The following is a 17,151-nucleotide window of genomic DNA, read 5'->3' as shown; positions in this document are numbered from 1 at the left end:
GCTCGGGTCCGTGCCGATCGTGCGGTATTTCATGGGGCTCCTCTCCATGGGCGGGATCGAGCAGGAGTATGGGCGCTGGAGCGCGCTCCAGGTCAACCTGGGCGCTCAAGATCCCGTGTGGGCGGCGCTGCTGCTGGCCGCCGCAGGTGCTGGCCATCGACCGGCGTCCCACGCCCTCGCCAAGACCCGCCCGCCCAGAAGTACGCGGGGTCACTCTGGGACGGTCGGGTCTGCGGCGCAAGTGCGGCGTCACCATCGTCGCGGTCAAGAGCCCGGGCGAGGCGTTCACGTACGCCACCGCCGAGACCGAGCTGAGCTACGGCGACACCGTCATCGTCTCCGGCCGGACCGAGCAGGTGGAGCGCTTCGCCGAGCTCCCTTGACCGATCGGGCCGCTCGGTTCAGCCGCCGAGGGGGCCGCGCGGCTGGGCGCTGCCCAGGTCGGCGATCTGGGCGAGGTGGGCCGCGACGTCCTCGACAGACAGGTCGGCCGAGGTGTAGCCGGCCGACTCGACGACGGCCAGCCTGGAGACCTTGCCGCTGCCGACGCAGAGCACCTCGCCGTTGAGCTCGCACGACTCGTGCGCGAGGTAGGCGGCCGCGGGGGCGACCAGGTGGGCCGGCATGCTCGCCTTCAGCTGCTCGATCGCCTCGGCGGGCAGGTCGAGGGCGGCCAGCATATCCTCGGCCATCCGGGTGCCCGCGCGCGGGGCGACGCAGTTCACCCGCACGTCGTGGGCGACGGCCTCCACCGCGAGGTTGCGGCTGAAGCCGAAGACCGCGCCCTTGGCCGCGCCGTACGCGGTCATCAGGTCGGTGCCGAGCATGCCTTCTGAGACGGTGTTCACCACCCGTCCGTGCCCGGCCCGGCACAGGTGCGGCCAGGCGGCGGCGGTGACCGTCACGGTGCCGAGGAAGTGCACGTCCAGTGAGCGCTGGAACTGCTCGACGGGGATGTCGGGGAAGGCGGCCGGGCGGGCGAAACCGGCGTTGTTGACGACGACATCCAGCCGCCCGAACGCGGCGACGGCCGCCTCGACGATGGACCTCGCGCCCTGTTCGGTGGCGACCGAGGCGTGGTGGGCGATGGCCGTGCCTCCGGCTTGGACGATCTCGGCCGCCACGCCGCCCGCCGAGTCCGCCTCGTCGGCGAGGTCGGTGACGACGACGGCCGCCCCCTCCTGGCCAGCAGCAGCGCGTGCTCGCGCCCGATGCCCCGCGCGGCGCCGGTGACGATCGCCACCCGGCCGTCGAACCGCAGTTCAACCATGGTCACTCCTATGAACGAGTCTGAACGACTTGACCATGCTAGCGATTTCAGCCAGAGTTGAAACACCTAGCAACAACCCCGACCCGCGAGAGCGTCGAGCAGATGCGCCGCTGACCGTCCCGACCTCAGAAACAGAAAGAAGGCACATCATGGCGCTCCAGCGCCGCACGCCGGTACCCGCCCTCACCACGATCCAGGAGACCCTGCTCCTCACCCTCTACGCCCGCGCGCTCGACAGCAGGCTGCCAGGCTCGATCCTGCACGACATGATGTCGGACGAGGTGGTGAAGCGGCTCGACTACGACTTCGCCAAGCTCAAGGCGTCAGCGAGCGTCGTGTCCGGCACGGCGCTGCGGGGCGGCAAGCTGGACGACATCGTCAGGCGGTTCTGCCGGGCCAACCCCCAGGCCGTGGTCCTCGACCTGGGCTGCGGCCTCGACACCCGGGTGTTCCGCTGCGACCCGCCCGACGGCGTCGACTGGTACGACATCGACTACCCGAAGGTCATCAAGCTGCGCGCCGACGTCGTGCCGGAGCGGGCGCACGCCCACCAGGTCGCCGCCGACCTCACGGCGGCGGGCTGGCTGGACGCGATCCCGTCCGACCGGCCCGCCATGATCGTGGCGGACGGCGTCATGCCCTTCCTGCCCGAAGAGACCTTCCAGGCGCTGACGCGGACGCTGACGGCCCACTTCCCCTCCGGGGAGCTGGCGCTGAACGGCTACACCCGCTTCGCCGGATGGTCGATGCGCTACCACCCGGCCATGAAGGCCCTCGGCATCAGAGGCGGCGAGGGCTTCGACGACCCCCGCGAGCCGGAAGGCTGGCGGGCCGGGCTCACCCTGGCGGAGGAGCAGCTGCTCACGCGCGCGCCCGAGGTGGCGTCGTTCCCGCAGCCGCTGCGCGCGCTGGCCCGGCTGATGGCGCTCAGCACCGCGGTGTCGCGGCAGGGCGCCCGCATCCTGCGCTACCGCTTCTGAGCGGTCAGTCCCGCTCGGGGACGGCCAGCTCCCCCAGCCGTGACCAGTCGTCCTGCGGGACGGTCGCGTTCACGATCCGGGGCGTCTCGGCGAGGTGCGGCGGCAGGGTCCGCTGCGCCTGCCTGAAGTGCTCCGACTGGACGTGCGCCGCCCCGGCCTCGTCGTCACGGAACGCTTCGACCAGAACGTACTCGGTCGGATCCGCCACGCTGCGCGACCAGTCGAACCACAGGCAGCCAGGCTCGGCGCGGGTCGCCCGGGTGAACTCCCCGGCGATCTCGGGCCAGCGGTCGGCGTGTTCGGGCAGGACGCGGAACTTCGCGGTAATGAAGATCATCGGTGTCATCCCTCCGGTCAGCGGTGTACGCGTCGAGGCTATCGGCAGGCCTCCGCTCAGGAGGGAGGCGCAGGGCGCGGCGGGCGCCGGATCGCCCTGGCGGGAAGGCAGGGCGGGAAGGCCGGGCGCGAAGGCGGGGTGGGAAGGCGGGGCCGGAGGTCCCGGTGGCCGGGGTCCAACGGCCATGTGCGGCCGGGCGGGCTGTGGGTAGCGTCCCGATATGGCCGCCATCGACCTCGCGACCGTCCGCGCGGTCGTCTTCGACACCGACGGAGTCGTCACCGACACCGCCCGCGTGCACGCGGCCGCCTGGAAGCACGTCTTCGACCACTTCCTGCGCGGCCGCGCGACCCCGTTCGACGTCCGCGAGGACTACCTGCGCCACGTCGACGGGCGCTCGCGGCTCGACGGTGTCCGCGCCTTCCTGGCCTCCCGGGGCATCACCCTGCCCGAGGGCGGCCCGCGGGACGAGCCGGGCGCGCCCACCGTGCACGGCCTCGGCCTGGCCAAGGACGCGCTCTTCCGCCGACAGATCCGCGAGCACGGCGTGGCCGCCTTCCCCTCGACCGTCGCGCTGCTGCACGAGCTGCGACAGCGCGGCTGCCGGACCGCCGTGGTCTCCGCCAGCACGCACTGCCGCGACGTCATCGCCTCAGCGGGCCTGATCCACCTGTTCGACGTCCTGGTGGACGGTGACGAGGCCGCCCGGCTCGGCCTGCCCGGCAAGCCGGACCCCGCCCTGTTCCTCGAAGCGGCCCGCCGCCTCGACTCCCCGCCGGAGGAGACGGCGGTCATCGAGGACGCGCTGCCGGGCGTCGAGGCCGGACGCAGGGGCGGCTTCGCCCTCGTCGTCGGGGTGGACCGGTCACGGTCCCAGGCTGCGGCGATGCGCCACGCCGGAGCCGACGCCGTCCTGACCGACCTGGCCGAACTCGCCGTCACCGGCCGCGTCCCCGTGAGCCGGACATGAACCCGTGGAGCCTGTCCTACGAGGGCTACGACCCCGCCTCCGAGGGGCTGCGGGAGGCGCTGTGCACGCTCGGCAACGGCCGCTTCGCCACGCGGGGCGCGTCACCCGACGGACGGGCGCGGACGCCGGGCACCTACGCCGCCGGCTGCTACAACCGCCTGCCGTCCACGGTCGAGGGGCGGGTGGTGACCAACGAGGACCTGGTCAACCTCCCCGACTGGCTGCCCCTGACGTTCGCCACGCCCGGCGCGGCCTGGTTCCACCCGGAACGGGCCGACCTGCTGGAGTACCGTCAGGAGCTCGACATGCGCCACGGGGTCCTGCTCCGGGAGCTGCGCTGGCGCGACCGGCAGGACCGCGTCACGCAGGTGCGGCAGCGCCGGCTGGTCTCCATGGCCGACCCGCGGCTGGCCGCCCTGGAGACCACCTTCACCGCGGAGAACTGGACGGGCCGGCTCCGCGTCCGCGCCGCGCTCGACGGCCGGGTGACCAACAGCGGCGTTGCTCGCTACCGTGACCTGCGCGGCGACCATCTCACCTGCTACACCACCGGCGCCCTGGACGGCGTGACCTGGCTCACCGCCATGACCCGCTCGTCGGGGATCACCGTCGCCCTCGCCGCCCGCACCGACTCGGGCGAGCCCCGGGTCACCGAAGAACCCGACAGAGTCACCACCGACCACGTCCTCGATCTCGTCGAGAACGAGCCTGCGACGCTCGCCAAGATCGTGGCCCTGACCACCTCGCGCGATCCCGCCATCCACGATCCGCGCTCGGCGGCGATCCGCGCCGCCCGGCGCGCGCCGCACTTCGACGCGCTGATGGCGCAGCACGCGGCGGCCTGGGAAGGGCTGTGGGAGCGCGCCGGGATCGACGTGGACGGGCCGGAGATCGCGCAGATCGTCCACCTGCACATCTTTCACCTGCTCCAGACCCTCTCCCCGCACACGGCGGACCTCGACGTCGGGGTCCCCGCGCGCGGGCTGCACGGCGAGGCCTACCGCGGCCACGTGTTCTGGGACGAGCTGTTCGTCCTGCCCTGGCTGAACCTGCGCTTCCCCGAGATCTCGCTCGGCCTGCTGCGCTACCGGTGGCGGCGGCTGCCCGAGGCCCGCGCGGCGGCGCGGGCGAGCGGGTTCGACGGCGCCATGTTCCCCTGGCAGAGCGGCAGCGACGGGCAGGAGGAGACGCAGACGACGCACCTCAACCCCGTCTCGGGACGCTGGCTGCCCGACAACTCCCGCCTGCAACGGCACGTCGGCCTCGGCATCGCCTACAACGTCTGGCAGCACTACCTGGCGACCGGCTCGATGCCGCCGTGGTGCGCCGAGCTGCTCCTGGAGATCGCCCGCTTCTTCGCGTCGCTGGCCGTCCTCGACCCGGTGTCGGGACGGTACGAGATCCGCGGCGTCATGGGCCCGGACGAATACCACGAGACCTACCCGGGCGCCGCGTCGCCGGGCCTGGCCAACAACGCCTACACCAACATCATGACGGTCTGGCTGCTGCGCCGCGCCCGCGACACCATGCGGCTGCTGCCCGGCCTGCCCGCCACCGCCCACGAGCTGTCGCGCTGGGAGGACATCACCCGCCGCGTCAGGGTCGACTTCCACGACGGCGTCATCAGCCAGTTCACCGGCTACGCCGACCTCAAGGACCTGGACTGGGAGCGCTACCGCGGCGTGCGCCGCCTCGACCGCGCCCTCGAAGCCGACGGTGACGACGTCAACCGCTACAAGGCGTCCAAGCAGGCCGACACCCTCATGCTGTTCTACCTGCTGACCGCCGACGAACTCCTCGACATCCTGGACGGGCTCAACTACCTGGCGGATCCCGGTCTCATCCCCCGCACGATCCACTACTACCTGGACCGCACCAGCCACGGCTCCACCCTCAGCGCCGTCGTGCACGCGTGGGTGCTGGCCCGATCGGACCGGGCCCGGTCGTGGCACTTCTTCACCGAGGCGCTGCGCAGCGACATCGAGGACGTCCAGCACGGCACCACGGCGGAAGGCATCCACCTCGGAGCCATGGGCGGCACGCTCGACCTCCTGCAACGCTGCTACCTCGGCCTGGAGATCCACGCCGACGGCCTGCGGCTCGACCCCCTGCTCCCCGACCAGCTCAAGATCCTGTCCATGCCCGTCCTGTTCCGCGGCGCGCACATCCAGATCGACGCCGACCACCGGCGGGCCCGCACCTTCACCAGGGGGAACCGATCATGACCGATCTCGGACGCCGCATCGCCCATCACCGCGAGCGGCTCGGCCTGAGCATCGAACAGCTGGCCGACCGTGCGGAGATGTCGGCGGGATACCTGAAGTACCTGGAGGAACAGCCGGGCTCGCCGACCAGCGACACGCTGTCGCAGCTGGCCGGCGCTCTGGAGACGACGGTGGACGAGCTGCTCGGCGGCGGCGCGGAGAAGCCTCCCGGCCGGGGCCCCGCCATGGCCCATCCGTCCGTGGAGACGCTCGACACCGACCAGTGCCTGCGTCTGATCGCCCCGGGCGGCATCGGGCGGGTCGCCTTCACCAGTCCGAACGGGCCGACCGTGCTGCCCGTCAACTACAAGCTGTACGAGGGCGCCGTCGTCTTCCGCACCGCGCACGGCGGCCCGATGGACCAGGACCTGCGCAGCGGCCTGGAAGGCGTGGACATCAAGATCGGCTTCGAGGTCGACAGCATCGACGAGGCCAGGCACGAGGGGTGGAGCGTCATGATCCAGGGGCCCGCCCACCACGTCTCAGAAGAGGAGCTGCCGAAGGTGATCGAGTGCGGCGTCACACCGTGGGTGGGCGGCCGGCGCGAGCTGTACATCCGGATCGTCCCGCACCAGATCACCGGCCGCCGCGTCCACGGCCTCTGACGCGGGGGGCGCCACCCGGCCGCCCCCGCTTCAGCCGGCTGTGAGCCGGCTGCGGGCCGGGTGGCACGCGGTCAGCCCGGCAGCACCGGCTCGAGGTGGAACATGCCGGTGACGACCTCGCCGGTGAGCTCCGCGTGCGGGACCCGGCCGGCCACCGCCATCATGACGTCCCACGCGGTGATCATGCCGACCAGCCCGTGCTCGGACACCACGGGGACGGCGTCGCAGCCCGCGTCGATCATGACGGCCGCGACCCGCGCCAGCGGGGTGACAGGCTGGACCCGCGGCCTGCGCCCGCGTCCGAGCAACGTGCGGACCTGGCGGCTCGACTGCTCCTCGGGGCCGCCCGACCAGGACGCCGCCAGCTCCTCCCGCGACAGGATTCCCAGCACGTGCCGCCCGTCGACGACCGGCAGGTGGTGCACGCCCGCCCGGCGCATCAGCTCCCAGGCCATCAGCGGCGACTCGTCCGCCTTGACGGCCACCAGGATCCGGCTCATCACGTGCTCGGCGGTCAGCGACTCGACACCCGTCGCCTCCGCCGGCCCACCTCGCTGCGAAGCAACGGTTTCCGGCCCGCCCGCTCGCGCGGACCGCGCCGCGCTCCGGGACGTCTCCGAGCTTTCCAGCCGCTCGCCGGTCGGTGTGTTCATGACGCCTCCCCGCGTGGTCGTACCACCGCGACCGGGCAGGTCACGTGGTGCAGCACCGCGTGGCTCACCGACCCGAGCACCGCCGAGGCGAAGCCCCCCAACCCCCGCGACCCCACCACGAGCAGGTCGACCGCGGCCGCGGCCTTGATCAGGGCGCTCACCGGGTGCTCGCACACCTCCTGTTCGGTGATCTCGACCTCGGGGTACTTCTCCCGCCACGGCGCCACCCGCTCCCGCGCCGCGCGTACCTCCTGCTGGAACACGTCCTCCAGCACCCCGCCGTAGCCGGCCGCGTACGGCGAGAAGATCGGCGGCTGCCACGCGTAGACGACCCGCAGCCGCGCGTCACGCGCGCGGGCCTGCGTGAGCGCGTACTCCATGGCCGCCTCGGAGTGCTCGGACCCGTCGAACCCGACGGCGATCTGCCCGTGCTCGACCGGTTCGGGGCCGAGCCCCGCCGCGCTGGGGTCGCGCACGATCACGACCGGGCCCTGCGCGTGGCCCGCGACCGCCATGCCGACCGAACCGAGGACCATCCCGGCGAACCCGCCGAGCCCCCGGCTGCCCAGCACCACGCTGCCCACCGACGCCGACTCGGCGATGAGCGCCTCAATGACGTTCCCCGCCAGCATCGCCGTCGTCACCTCGACGTCCGGAGCGAGCCCGCGCGCCAGGTCGGCGGCGGCCTCCAGCGCGCCCGCGCAGTAGTCGCCGCGTGGTTCGCCGACGCCGTGCGGCCACGGCTCGCACACGTGCACGACCCGCAGGGTCAGCCCACTGCGCCGGGCGTCGTCCGCCGCCCACTCCACCGCCGCCGTCGCGGGCGCGGAACCGTCCACGCCGACCACGATCCGTCCAGCCATCGCGTCTCCCTCACGAGTCGGGCTCCCACTACCAGCTTCACGGAACGGGTGCCCGCCCGCCTGAGCCCGAAGTCCCGCATGCGGGTGCCATTGGTCCCTAGTCGTGCCGTCCTTGACGGCCGGGACCGCGGCTGGGGCTGCGGCCGGGACTGCCCGGGTGGTCGGCGTCGTCGACGGCCTGCGGGCCGGCTACGTCTCCTGGGCGATCCGCCTGCGCTGCTCCCCCACCTCGCGGGCACGGCCATCGCCGCGGCCCTGGCGCGACGTCCCGACACCGCCTGGGTGAGCCTGCTGTCAGGCGGCACCGAGATCGCCTGAGGGGTGTTCACGAGTTGGTCTGGCCTGCGACATCCGCGGCCGAGGGAGATCGCTTCCCAGAAGGACACAGATCGTTTCCCAGCACTGTGGCGTGTGTTGGGTGGTCCCAAGCGCAGCCAATGGCGGAGCCACTAGGTGAGTACCTGACCTGGGCTTTTGTGGTTGTGGCTGTTCTGATATCGAGCAGGTCGCGCGGGTCCTTGCTCGCCGAATAAGGCCATACGGTGTGATCTGCGTGGTTAGGATCTGCGATGCCAAGATCGCTCCCGCCGAACGGAGACACCGTGCAGCAGCCAGATCCTCGCACCGTCCTGGGAGTTCATGCCCGGGCCCGTTACGCCAACGGAGCCGATGATATCGAGGCCCTGTTCGAGGAGCTCGTCGAGCGTGCCAGGGACCTTGATCTGAACGTGCCCGCGGTCGAGCTCGGGGCGATCGCCGCCAGGGTGGTGATCGAGGAGGAGGCGTACGACCTGGTGAGGTCCGATTTCGGCGGTCGTGACGACATCGTCGAAGACCTGGCCGAGATGGCGGAGGAAGCCCTGATCATGGTCGACTTCGAGCTCGGGGAAGGTGAGATCGAGCGCATCGTCGACCAGGTGTGGGCAGCGTGGCAGAAAGAACAGGAGAGCCGGCCGGAGGTCACCGACAACGAAAGGCTGGAGAAAGCGTTCGCTTACCTCAACAAGGCCGGGATCGTGGCCAGGGAGAACTTCACCTGCTGTCAGACGTGCGGCGTTGCGGAGATCGGCGGCGAGGTCCCCGATGGAGTCAGCCGGGACGGGTTCGTGTTCTACCACCAGCAGGACACCGAGAATGCGGTGACCGACGGCGAGCTGCGGCTGTCGTACGGCACGTTCACGTCCGATTCCGATCCAGTCAAGGCAGTCGAGGTGGGAGAACGTGTGATGGCCGCGTTGAACGCCCAGGGGCTGCGAACGAAATGGGACGGTTCTCACAGGTCGCGCATCACCGTGCGCCTGACCTGGCAGCGCCACCTTCCCGCTGTTCAGTGATGATCGTGCTCGCCCGCACCGGCCGCGACCCGCTACAACCATCCCGGCGGCAGCGTCACGATCCGCCTGTCGCCCGGCGACGGGCTGACGATCGGCAACACCGGCTCGCCCGTCACCGCCGAGCAGGTCCCCGAGCTCTTCGAGCCCTTCCGCCGCCTGCACGGCGACCGTGCCGGGTCGGCGGGGCTCGGCCTGTCGATCGTCGCCGCCATCGTCCACGCCCACGACGCCCGGATCACGGCGGTCCCCAACCTCGGGGGCGGGCTCGCCGTCACCGTCCTGTTCCCCGGCGGGGGCTCCGGGAGGCCCGGCGCGGCCGAGGTGGCCGGGGTCAGCTCCTGAGGTGCAGGGCCAGCTGGGTCCGGTCGCGGAGGCCGAGCTTGCGCAGCGCGCTGGACACGTGGTTCTTGACTGTGCCCTCCGTGATGAACAGCCTGGTGGCGATCTCCCTGTTGGAGGCGCCGGCCGCGACCAGCCTGGCCACCTCCGCCTCGCGCGAGGACAGCCGCTCCTCCCCGTGGAACCCGCTCCGGCCCTGCGGGACGTGACGGAGCTCGGCGACCAGGCGGGCCGCCACCGGGCTGGCGAGCACGGTCTCCCCCCGGGCGGCCCGGTGGATGGCGGAGACCAGGTCGTCCGGCGAGCAGTCCTTCATCAGGTAGCCGACGGCCCCCGCGCGCAGCGCCCCGAAGACGTACTCGTCCTCGTCGAAGGTGCTGAGGACGATCGCCGCCACCCGGGGGTGCTCCGCCGTCAGGCGGGCGATCAGCTCGACGCCGTCCATGCGCGGCATCCGGGCGTCGACCAGCGCGACGTCCGGGCCGCATCCGGGCACCGCGCGCAGCGCCGCCTCGCCGTCGGCGGCCTCGCCCACGACCTCGATGCCGTCTTCGATCTCCAGGAGCTTGCGCAGGCCCTGCCGCATGAGCACCTGGTCGTCGACCAGCAGCACCCTGACCGGCCTCATACCCGCGCCCCGGCCGGCAGGGCGACGCGCAGCTCGAACCCGCCGCCGGGGGCGCCGCCGGCCGACAGCGTGCCGTCGAGCGCTCTGGCGCGCTCGGCCAGCGAGGTCAGCCCGAACCCGCCCGTGTCGTGGGAGTGCCCCCGGCCGTCGTCGGCGATCACGAGCGTGACCTGGTCGGCGTCGAAGACCAGCCTGCCGCGCACGTGGCCGGCCTCGGCGTGCCGCAGCGCGTTGGTCAGCCCCTCCTGCAGGGCGCGGTAGAGCACCAGTTCCGCGTCGGGCTCCAGGGGACGCTCGCGGCCGACCACCTCGAAGGCGACCGAGACGCCGGTGCCGTCGAACGACGCCGCCAGGCGGGCCAGCGCCGCGCTGCCGACGTGCCCGTCCAGCGCGAGGGGGCGCAGCGCGCGCACCCAGCGGCGGGCGTCGGCCAGCGCCTCGGCGGTCAGCTCCTTGGCCTGGCGCACCTCGTCCCAGGCGGCGTCGGGACGGCGGTCGCGGAAGCGTTCCGCGTTCTCCAGCCCCACCTTGATCACCGTCAGGTGGTGGCCGATCGAGTCGTGCATCTCCGCGCCCATCCTGGCGCGCTCCTCGGCCACGGCCAGCTCCCTGACCCGCTCAAGGAGCCGCCGTGCCTCCTCCCGGCTGCGACGCGCCTCCAGCACGACGGACGTCATGCCGAGCGTGAACGCGGCGAAGACCGCTATGACCGTGACCTGGAAGAGGGCGTCGAGCACCGTCCGGCCGTACATCAGCGTCACGGCGAACACCGCCGTGAACACGCCGCCCAGGATGGCGACTCCCGCGCGCATGCCGTAGGTGACGGCGAGGTTGGCCACCGCGATCAAGGTCAGCAGCAGGTGGGTGCTGTATGAGCCGGTGAACCCGAGCATGAGCGTGGCCGCGAGGAACGCCGGGGCGGCGGCGCGGTGCGCGTGGCCGGGAGTCCATCCCAGCGCCGGCCACAGGCTCAGGACCAGCGCGGCGTTGACGCCGAACAGGAGCAGGTCGATCGTGCTGTACGCCTCCGCGACGGGGCCGAAGACCGTGGCGGCCAGCACGACCCAGAACACCACGCTGAACAGCATCGGACGCTCGGGGTCACGCAACGCCCCCAGCCGCCGCACCGCCGACCGGCAACCACCGGCCAACCGCGCGCCCAGCGACCGGCCGCCCTCGGCCGCCCCACCACCTCCGGCCGACCGGCCGCGCGGGTGGTCGCAGGCGTCGTCGGCCCGCGCGCGCTGCGCGCTCCAACGCTTCATGCCCTCGACCCTAAGGTCACCGGCGGCGCGGCGTGATCTCGGCTTCGCGTGCGCGGCGGCACGGGCGCGTAGCGGCTCCGTCTGGATGGCGGTCGGGGTGCACACCGGCTTCCACCTCGGCTACAGGCTGCTCCCCACCCAGGACGTCACCTTCGGCGTCCAGCTCGTCCTGATGGCCTGCGCCCTCACGCTGACCGGCCTCGTCATCCTGCGGGCCGGACCACGCGACCGGGCCCCCGCCGAAACCCGCTGACCGGCCGAGAGCGTGGCTTCGGGCGCGAAGTCGTGCTCTCGCGCACGACGGGACATCCGGGCGGTCGGCCACTGTTTGCCGCCGTGTCGGCAAAGGTACCGCCAAACACCGCGATGTCCGCCGCCATGCGGGCATTTTCCCTGTTCAGCAGGGTGACCCAACCGGGGTGAAGGGGCAGGGGCTCATGAGGCTGGTCGTCGACCTCAACCGCTGCCAGGGCTACGCGCAGTGCGCGTTCCTGGCGCCGGACGTGTTCACGATGCACGGTGAGGAAGCGCTGATGTACGCCCCCCACGCCGACGAGGCGCAGCGCGAGCAGGTCATGCGGGCCGTCGCGGCCTGCCCGGTCCAGGCCATCTTCGCCGACGGGACCGAGTCCGAGCTCGACACGGCGGGGGCTGGTCCGCATGGCCGATGAGGGGGCCGGGCGGCGCGAGGGTCACATCGTCATCGTGGGAGCCTCCCTGGCGGGCCTGCGGGCGGCCGAGACGCTGCGCGAGGAGGGCTTCACCGGCGCGGTGACCGTGATCGGCGACGAGTCGCGCGTCGCCTACGACCGTCCGCCGCTGTCGAAGCAGGTCCTGCTCGGACGGGTGCCCGCGGACGCCACCTCGCTGCCCTGGCGCTGCCCGCTGGACGTGCGCTGGCGGCTCGGGTCGGCGGCCGTCGGGCTGGACCTGGCGGGCAAGAAGGTGCGCCTGGCCGACGGCGAGGAGGTCGGGTTCGACCGCCTGCTGATCACGACCGGTACCCGGGCGCGGCCGTGGGTCAGGGAGATGGAGGCGGAGCTGGACGGCGTCTTCGTCCTGCGTACCAGCTCCGACGCGGGCCAGCTGAACCGGCGGTTGGCCGCCGGGCCGCGCAGGGTGCTCATCGTCGGCGCCGGGTTCACCGGCTCCGAGATCGCCTCGGCCTGCCGGGAACGGTCGCTGGACGTCACGGTCGTCGAGCGGGGCGCGGCTCCCCTCGTGGGGGCGCTCGGCGGCGTCATCGGCGCGGTCGCGGCGGAGCTGCAGCGCGAGCACGGCGTCGATCTGCGCTGCGGCCTCACGGTGACCTCGCTCGAAGGCGACCAGGCCGGGCGGCTCAGGCGCGCGCACCTGTCGGACGGCACCGCGCTGGACGCCGACGTGGCGGTGATCGCGCTGGGCGCGACGCGCAACACCGAGTGGCTGCGGGGGTCGGGGCTGGCAGCCGGCCCGCGGGGCATCGCCTGCGACGCCGGGTGCCGGGCCTTCGACGTCAACGGCATCGTCACCGACGACATCTTCGTCGCCGGCGACGTCGCCCGGTCGCCGCACCCGCTGTTCGGCTACCAGTTCCTGTCGCTGGAGCACTGGGGCAACGCGGTCGAGCAGGCCGAGGTGGCGGCGCACAACATGATCAGCCCCGGGCCCGAGCGGCGGCCGCACCTGTGGGTGCCGGCCTTCTGGTCGGCGCAGTTCGGCGTGAACATCAAGTCGATCGGCGTCCCGCCGATGGGCGAGGACCTCGTGGTGCCGCAGGGGGCGCTCTCGGAGCGCCGGTTCGTCGCGGCCTACGGCTACCAGGGACGCGTCATCGCCGCCGTCAGCTTCGACCAGGCCAAGTGGCTGGAGTTCTACCGAGGGCTGATCGAGTCGGCGGCGCCGTTCCCGCCGGACTTCGCCACCGTCGACCGGAGGCTGGACGGCATGCGGCCGATCCCGGCCTGCTTCCCCGATCCTTCCCTGCCGACTCACGGGCCCAGCGTCACCGTGAGCGGCTACTCACCCAGCGAGCGGCGGGTCACGTTCACGCCGGCTCGCGCCTGACGAAGGGCTTCCGCCATGTCCGCCGACACCCTGGTGCAGCAGATCCTCGACTACGACAACCGCGCCGACCCCTACCCCTTGTATGCCGAGCTCCGCCGGACGCCGGTGGCCCGGCAGCACGACGGCGTCTACGCCGTCAGCACGTACTGGGAGATCCTCGGCCTGCTGCACGATCCGCGGATCAGCTCCGACGCCCGCAACCGCGACCCGCTGGCGGGCGGGCCGCCCCTGGCGGAGGACGATCCGAACCTGCCCCCCAGCTTCATCAGGCTCGACCCGCCCGAGCACGACCGGGTGCGCCGGATGGTGACGCGGCCGTTCGGACCGCCGGTGAGCCCGCGGCGGATCCACGACATGCGCGGCGAGCTCGCCCAGATGGTCTCCGCCCTGATCGACGGCTTCGACGGCAAGGACCAGATCGACCTGGTCGAGGACTTCGCCTACCCCTTCCCCGTGATGGTGATCTGCAAGGTGCTGGGGGTGCCGCACGAGGACGAGCGGCTCTTCCACCGCTGGGCCGAGGCGATCGTCGCCGGCCTGGACTTCGGCACCGACCAGGACCCGGAGGAGCGGGTGCGCAACTCGCAGCAGGCCCGTGTCGAGCTGGGACGGTATCTCGCCGAGCTCATCGAGGAGCGCCGCCGCCTGCCCGGGGACGACATGTTCTCCGCGCTGGTCACCGACCGGAGCGCGGACGGGCAGCTGTCGGCGATGGAGCTGACCGTCACGGGAGTGCTGCTCCTCATCGCCGGCCATGAGACGACCGTCAACCTCATCACCAACGGGATGCTCACCCTGCTGCGCAACCCGGACGTGCTCAAGCGGCTGCGCGACGATCCCGCCCTGGCGCCCCGGCTGGTGGAGGAGCTGCTGCGGTTCGAGCCGCCGGTGCAGTTCCTGCCCCAGCGCACCTGCCTGGCCGACATCGACGTCGCCGGCACGACCATTCCCAAGGGCTCGCCCATCTGGCTGTTCCTGGCCTCCGGCAACCGGGACCCCAGGCGCTTCCACGACCCGGACCGGTTCGCCCCGGAGCGCCTGGACAACCAGCATCTCGGCTTCGGCAGCGGTGTCCACTACTGCTTCGGCGCGCCCCTGGCCCGGCTGGAGGCGCAGCTCGCGCTGACGGAACTGGCGCGCAGGCTCGGCGACCCGCAACTCGTCGAGGACCCGCCGCCCTACCGGTCGAACCCGGTGCTGCGCGGCCCCCGCCACCTGCCGCTCGCCTTCAGCGGCCTCACCCGGTAGCCCGCGCGGCGGCTGAGCGCGGGCGGGCTGTCCGGACGGGTTCGGGCCCCCGGATGGCGGTGGGCGGCGACCTGGCGCTTCCTGGAAATCCCGCAAACGGCGGAATATGGGCCAATTCGCGGCCGTTGGGACCGGGGTGGCGCGAACGCCACGACAGCGGCGGATGAACGGGTGCCGCGGTACTCGCCCCTTCTGGCGGGCGCCCGCTGCCGACCGCCTGACTCAGGGAGTAGCGTTTGCGTCCGAATCCGTCCGGGTCCTCTCCCATGCCCGCGTCTCCCATGCCCGCGTCTCCCATGCCCGCGTCTCCCATGCCCGCGTCTCCCGTGCCCGCGTCTCCTGTGCTCGCGTCTCCTGTGCTCGCGTCTCCTGTGCTCGCGTCGACGGCCTCGCGCGCGGTCTATCCGGCGGGCCTGCTGGCGCCGCCGCCCCGCACCCTGCTCGACATCCTCGACGAGACCACGCGCACCCACCCGGACGCGCTCGCGCTCGACGACGGAAGCAGGCGGCTGGACTACCTCTCGCTGCGCGCGGAGGTGGACCGGATGGCGGGCGAGCTCAGGCGGGCCGGGATCGGCCGCGGTGACAGGGTGGGCGTGCGAGTGCCGTCCGGGACCGCCGAGCTGTACGTCGCGATCCTCGGCGTGCTCGCCGCCGGGGCCGCGTACGTGCCCGTCGACGCCGACGACCCGGAGGAGCGGGCGGAGCTCGTCTTCGCGGAGGCCGCCGTCTCGGCCGTCATCACCGGCGGACCGGCCATCACCGTCGAGCCGGGCACAGACGGCGCCACGGACGGCGGGGCCGTGCGGCTCGAGGAACCGCCTGGCCTCGACGACGACGCCTGGATCATCTTCACCTCCGGCTCGACCGGCACGCCGAAGGGCGTCGCGGTCACGCACCGCTCCGCGGCGGCGTTCGCCGACGCCGAGGCGGGGCTCTTCCTCGCCGACCGGCCGCTGTGGCCGGGCGACCGGGTGCTCGCGGGGCTCTCGGTGGCCTTCGACGCCTCCTGCGAGGAGATGTGGCTGGCCTGGCGGCACGGAGCCTGTCTGGTGCCGGCTCCCAGGGCTCTGGTGCGTACCGGGATGGACCTCGGCCCGTGGCTGGTGGCGCAGGGCATCACGGTCGTCTCGACGGTGCCGACGCTGGCCGCGCTCTGGCCGGTGGAGAGCCTCGACGCGGTCAGGCTGCTCATCTTCGGCGGCGAGGCGTGCCCGCCCGAGCTGGCCGAGCGGCTCGCCGTCCCGGGCCGGGAGGTCTGGAACACCTACGGCCCGACCGAGGCGACCGTGGTCGCGTGCGCCGCGCGGCTGACGGGTGACGACCCCGTCCGCATCGGGCTGCCGCTGGACGGCTGGGACCTGGCGGTGGTGGACGCCGCGGGCGACCCCGTGGCCATCGGCGAGACCGGCGAGCTGATCATCGGCGGGGTGGGCCTGGCCCGCTACCTGGACCCGGTGAAGGACGCCGAGAGGTACGCCCCGCTGCCGTCGCTGGGCTGGGAGCGCGCCTACCGCAGCGGCGACCTGGTGCGGGCCGACCCGGCGGGGCTGGTCTTCGTCGGCAGGGCCGACGACCAGGTGAAGCTGGGCGGTCGCCGGATCGAGCTGGGCGAGGTGGACGCCGCGCTGCGGTCGTTACCGGGCGTCGCGGGCGCCGCCGCCGCGGTCCGCACGGCGGGCGGCGGCCACCAGGTGCTCGTCGGCTACGTCGTCGCGGGCCCGGGGTTCGACCTCGGGAAGGCTCGCGAGCTGCTGGCCGGCTCGCTGCCCGCGGCCCTGGTGCCGCGGCTGGCGCCGGTGTCCGACCTCCCCACCCGGACCTCCGGAAAGATCGACCGTGACGCGCTGCCCTGGCCGCTGGCCGAGCCGCAGGCGGTCGCCGGCGCGTTCGACCCGGTCGAGGAGCTGCTGGCCGAACGCTGGACCGGCGTTCTCGGTGTGGCGCCCGAAGGGCCCGGCGCGGACTTCTTCTCCGACGGCGGCACCAGTCTCGCCGCGGCCCGGCTGGTCTCCGCGCTGCGTCCCGACTTCCCGGACGTGGCGGTCGGTGACGTCTACGCGCACCCGACCCTGGCGGAGCTCGCCCGGCTGCTGTCGGCGAGAGGCGAGGGCGAGACGACGCGGCGAGCCGTGACTCCGATGCCCCGCAGGGCCGCCCTGGCGCAGTCGGCGCTCATGGTGCCGCTGCTGACCGTCGGCGCGATGCGCTGGCTCGTGCTGCTCGCCACCCTCGGCAACCTGCTCGCCCTGCCGTGGACGCCCACCCTGTCGTGGTGGTGGGTGGCGCTGGGCTGGCTGGCGTTCGTCACTCCGGCCGGGCGGATGGGCTTGTCCGCGGCGGCGGCCA

General features: G+C 72.9%; 17 protein-coding genes and 1 pseudogene. 12 read left to right on the top strand and 6 right to left on the bottom strand.

What is annotated here, in order from left to right; genetic code table 11:
* The first annotated feature begins 68 nt into the window (after positions 1-68).
* The gene (locus ABZ297_RS24515; RefSeq protein WP_355350381.1) at positions 69-383 is read left to right on the top strand and encodes a TrkA C-terminal domain-containing protein; all 315 of its coding nucleotides are present in this window, start codon (positions 69-71) and stop codon (positions 381-383) included.
* An 18-nt stretch (positions 384-401) separates the two neighbouring features.
* Here ABZ297_RS24515 and ABZ297_RS24510 read toward each other — a convergent pair.
* Positions 402-1,181, bottom strand: a pseudogene (locus ABZ297_RS24510) (SDR family NAD(P)-dependent oxidoreductase); the annotation flags it as partial.
* 238 nt (positions 1,182-1,419) lie between these two features.
* Between ABZ297_RS24510 and ABZ297_RS24505 the strand changes: the two are divergent.
* Positions 1,420-2,250: a class I SAM-dependent methyltransferase gene (locus tag ABZ297_RS24505; RefSeq protein WP_355350379.1), complete on the top strand. Its 831-nt coding sequence runs from the start codon at positions 1,420-1,422 to the stop codon at positions 2,248-2,250.
* Positions 2,251-2,254: 4 nt separating this feature from the next.
* Here the strand turns inward: ABZ297_RS24505 and ABZ297_RS24500 are convergent, their stop codons facing one another.
* A complete protein-coding gene (locus tag ABZ297_RS24500; RefSeq protein ID WP_355350377.1) occupies positions 2,255-2,587 on the bottom strand; it encodes a putative quinol monooxygenase in 333 nt (110 codons plus the stop codon).
* A 220-nt stretch (positions 2,588-2,807) separates the two neighbouring features.
* On the opposite strand from ABZ297_RS24500, the gene ABZ297_RS24495 reads away from it, so the two are divergent.
* Genes ABZ297_RS24495 through ABZ297_RS24485 form a run of 3 tightly spaced genes read left to right on the top strand, consistent with a single transcriptional unit; the run spans position 2,808 to position 6,426 of the window.
* On the top strand, positions 2,808-3,557 hold the full coding sequence (locus ABZ297_RS24495; protein WP_355350375.1) for a beta-phosphoglucomutase family hydrolase: 750 nt from the start codon (positions 2,808-2,810) through the stop codon (positions 3,555-3,557).
* A complete protein-coding gene (locus ABZ297_RS24490) occupies positions 3,554-5,782 on the top strand; it encodes a glycosyl hydrolase family 65 protein (protein ID WP_355350373.1) in 2,229 nt (742 codons plus the stop codon). The genes ABZ297_RS24495 and ABZ297_RS24490 overlap by 4 nt, the downstream gene beginning before the upstream one ends.
* Positions 5,779-6,426, top strand: coding sequence for a pyridoxamine 5'-phosphate oxidase family protein (locus tag ABZ297_RS24485; RefSeq protein WP_355350371.1), 648 nt, complete (start codon positions 5,779-5,781; stop codon positions 6,424-6,426). Before ABZ297_RS24490 ends, ABZ297_RS24485 begins: the two co-directional genes overlap by 4 nt.
* A 71-nt stretch (positions 6,427-6,497) precedes the next feature.
* Here ABZ297_RS24485 and ABZ297_RS24480 read toward each other — a convergent pair whose 3' ends face one another.
* Together ABZ297_RS24480 and ABZ297_RS24475 are read right to left on the bottom strand one after the other, a co-directional pair.
* Positions 6,498-7,079 (bottom strand): CBS domain-containing protein, encoded by a 582-nt coding sequence (locus tag ABZ297_RS24480; protein ID WP_355350369.1) that lies wholly within the window; start codon positions 7,077-7,079, stop codon positions 6,498-6,500.
* Entirely contained in the window at positions 7,076-7,942 is an 867-nt protein-coding gene (locus ABZ297_RS24475; protein WP_355350367.1) for a universal stress protein, read from the bottom strand. Before ABZ297_RS24475 ends, ABZ297_RS24480 begins: the two co-directional genes overlap by 4 nt.
* A gap of 764 nt (positions 7,943-8,706) precedes the next feature.
* Between ABZ297_RS24475 and ABZ297_RS24470 the strand changes: the two genes are divergently transcribed.
* Together ABZ297_RS24470 and ABZ297_RS24465 are read left to right on the top strand one after the other, a co-directional pair.
* On the top strand, positions 8,707-9,276 hold the full coding sequence (locus tag ABZ297_RS24470; RefSeq protein WP_355350365.1) for a hypothetical protein: 570 nt from the start codon (positions 8,707-8,709) through the stop codon (positions 9,274-9,276).
* Between the two features lie 60 nt (positions 9,277-9,336).
* The gene (locus ABZ297_RS24465; protein WP_355350448.1) at positions 9,337-9,618 is read left to right on the top strand and encodes an ATP-binding protein; all 282 of its coding nucleotides are present in this window, start codon (positions 9,337-9,339) and stop codon (positions 9,616-9,618) included.
* Here ABZ297_RS24465 and ABZ297_RS24460 read toward each other — a convergent pair.
* Together ABZ297_RS24460 and ABZ297_RS24455 are read right to left on the bottom strand one after the other, a co-directional pair.
* Positions 9,608-10,243, bottom strand: a complete 636-nt coding sequence (locus ABZ297_RS24460; RefSeq protein WP_355350363.1) for a response regulator transcription factor — start codon at positions 10,241-10,243, stop codon at positions 9,608-9,610. The genes ABZ297_RS24465 and ABZ297_RS24460 overlap by 11 nt on opposite strands.
* A complete protein-coding gene (locus ABZ297_RS24455) occupies positions 10,240-11,508 on the bottom strand; it encodes a sensor histidine kinase (RefSeq protein WP_355350360.1) in 1,269 nt (422 codons plus the stop codon). The genes ABZ297_RS24460 and ABZ297_RS24455 overlap by 4 nt, the downstream gene beginning before the upstream one ends.
* Between ABZ297_RS24455 and ABZ297_RS24450 the strand changes: the two genes are divergently transcribed.
* The 5 genes from ABZ297_RS24450 to ABZ297_RS24430 form a co-directional block, all read left to right on the top strand.
* Positions 11,507-11,761 (top strand): hypothetical protein, encoded by a 255-nt coding sequence (locus tag ABZ297_RS24450; RefSeq protein WP_355350357.1) that lies wholly within the window; start codon positions 11,507-11,509, stop codon positions 11,759-11,761. The two genes, ABZ297_RS24455 and ABZ297_RS24450, sit on opposite strands and share 2 nt — an antisense overlap.
* Before the next feature lie 184 nt (positions 11,762-11,945).
* Positions 11,946-12,179 (top strand): ferredoxin, encoded by a 234-nt coding sequence (locus ABZ297_RS24445; protein ID WP_355350354.1) that lies wholly within the window; start codon positions 11,946-11,948, stop codon positions 12,177-12,179.
* Positions 12,169-13,554 (top strand): FAD-dependent oxidoreductase, encoded by a 1,386-nt coding sequence (locus ABZ297_RS24440; RefSeq protein ID WP_355350351.1) that lies wholly within the window; start codon positions 12,169-12,171, stop codon positions 13,552-13,554. Before ABZ297_RS24445 ends, ABZ297_RS24440 begins: the two co-directional genes overlap by 11 nt.
* 15 nt (positions 13,555-13,569) lie before the next feature.
* Positions 13,570-14,802: a cytochrome P450 gene (locus tag ABZ297_RS24435; RefSeq protein WP_355350348.1), complete on the top strand. Its 1,233-nt coding sequence runs from the start codon at positions 13,570-13,572 to the stop codon at positions 14,800-14,802.
* Between the two features lie 356 nt (positions 14,803-15,158).
* A partial coding sequence (locus tag ABZ297_RS24430) for an amino acid adenylation domain-containing protein (RefSeq protein WP_355350345.1) occupies positions 15,159-17,151 on the top strand: 1,993 nt, incomplete at its 3' end.

Origin of the sequence: Nonomuraea sp. NPDC005983 (assembly GCF_040614375.1) — a bacterium.
In the GTDB taxonomy this organism is placed as follows: Bacteria; Actinomycetota; Actinomycetes; order Streptosporangiales; family Streptosporangiaceae; genus Nonomuraea.
The sequence above is the reverse complement of the archived record's forward strand: the minus strand, read 5'-3'. Positions and strand labels throughout refer to the sequence as shown.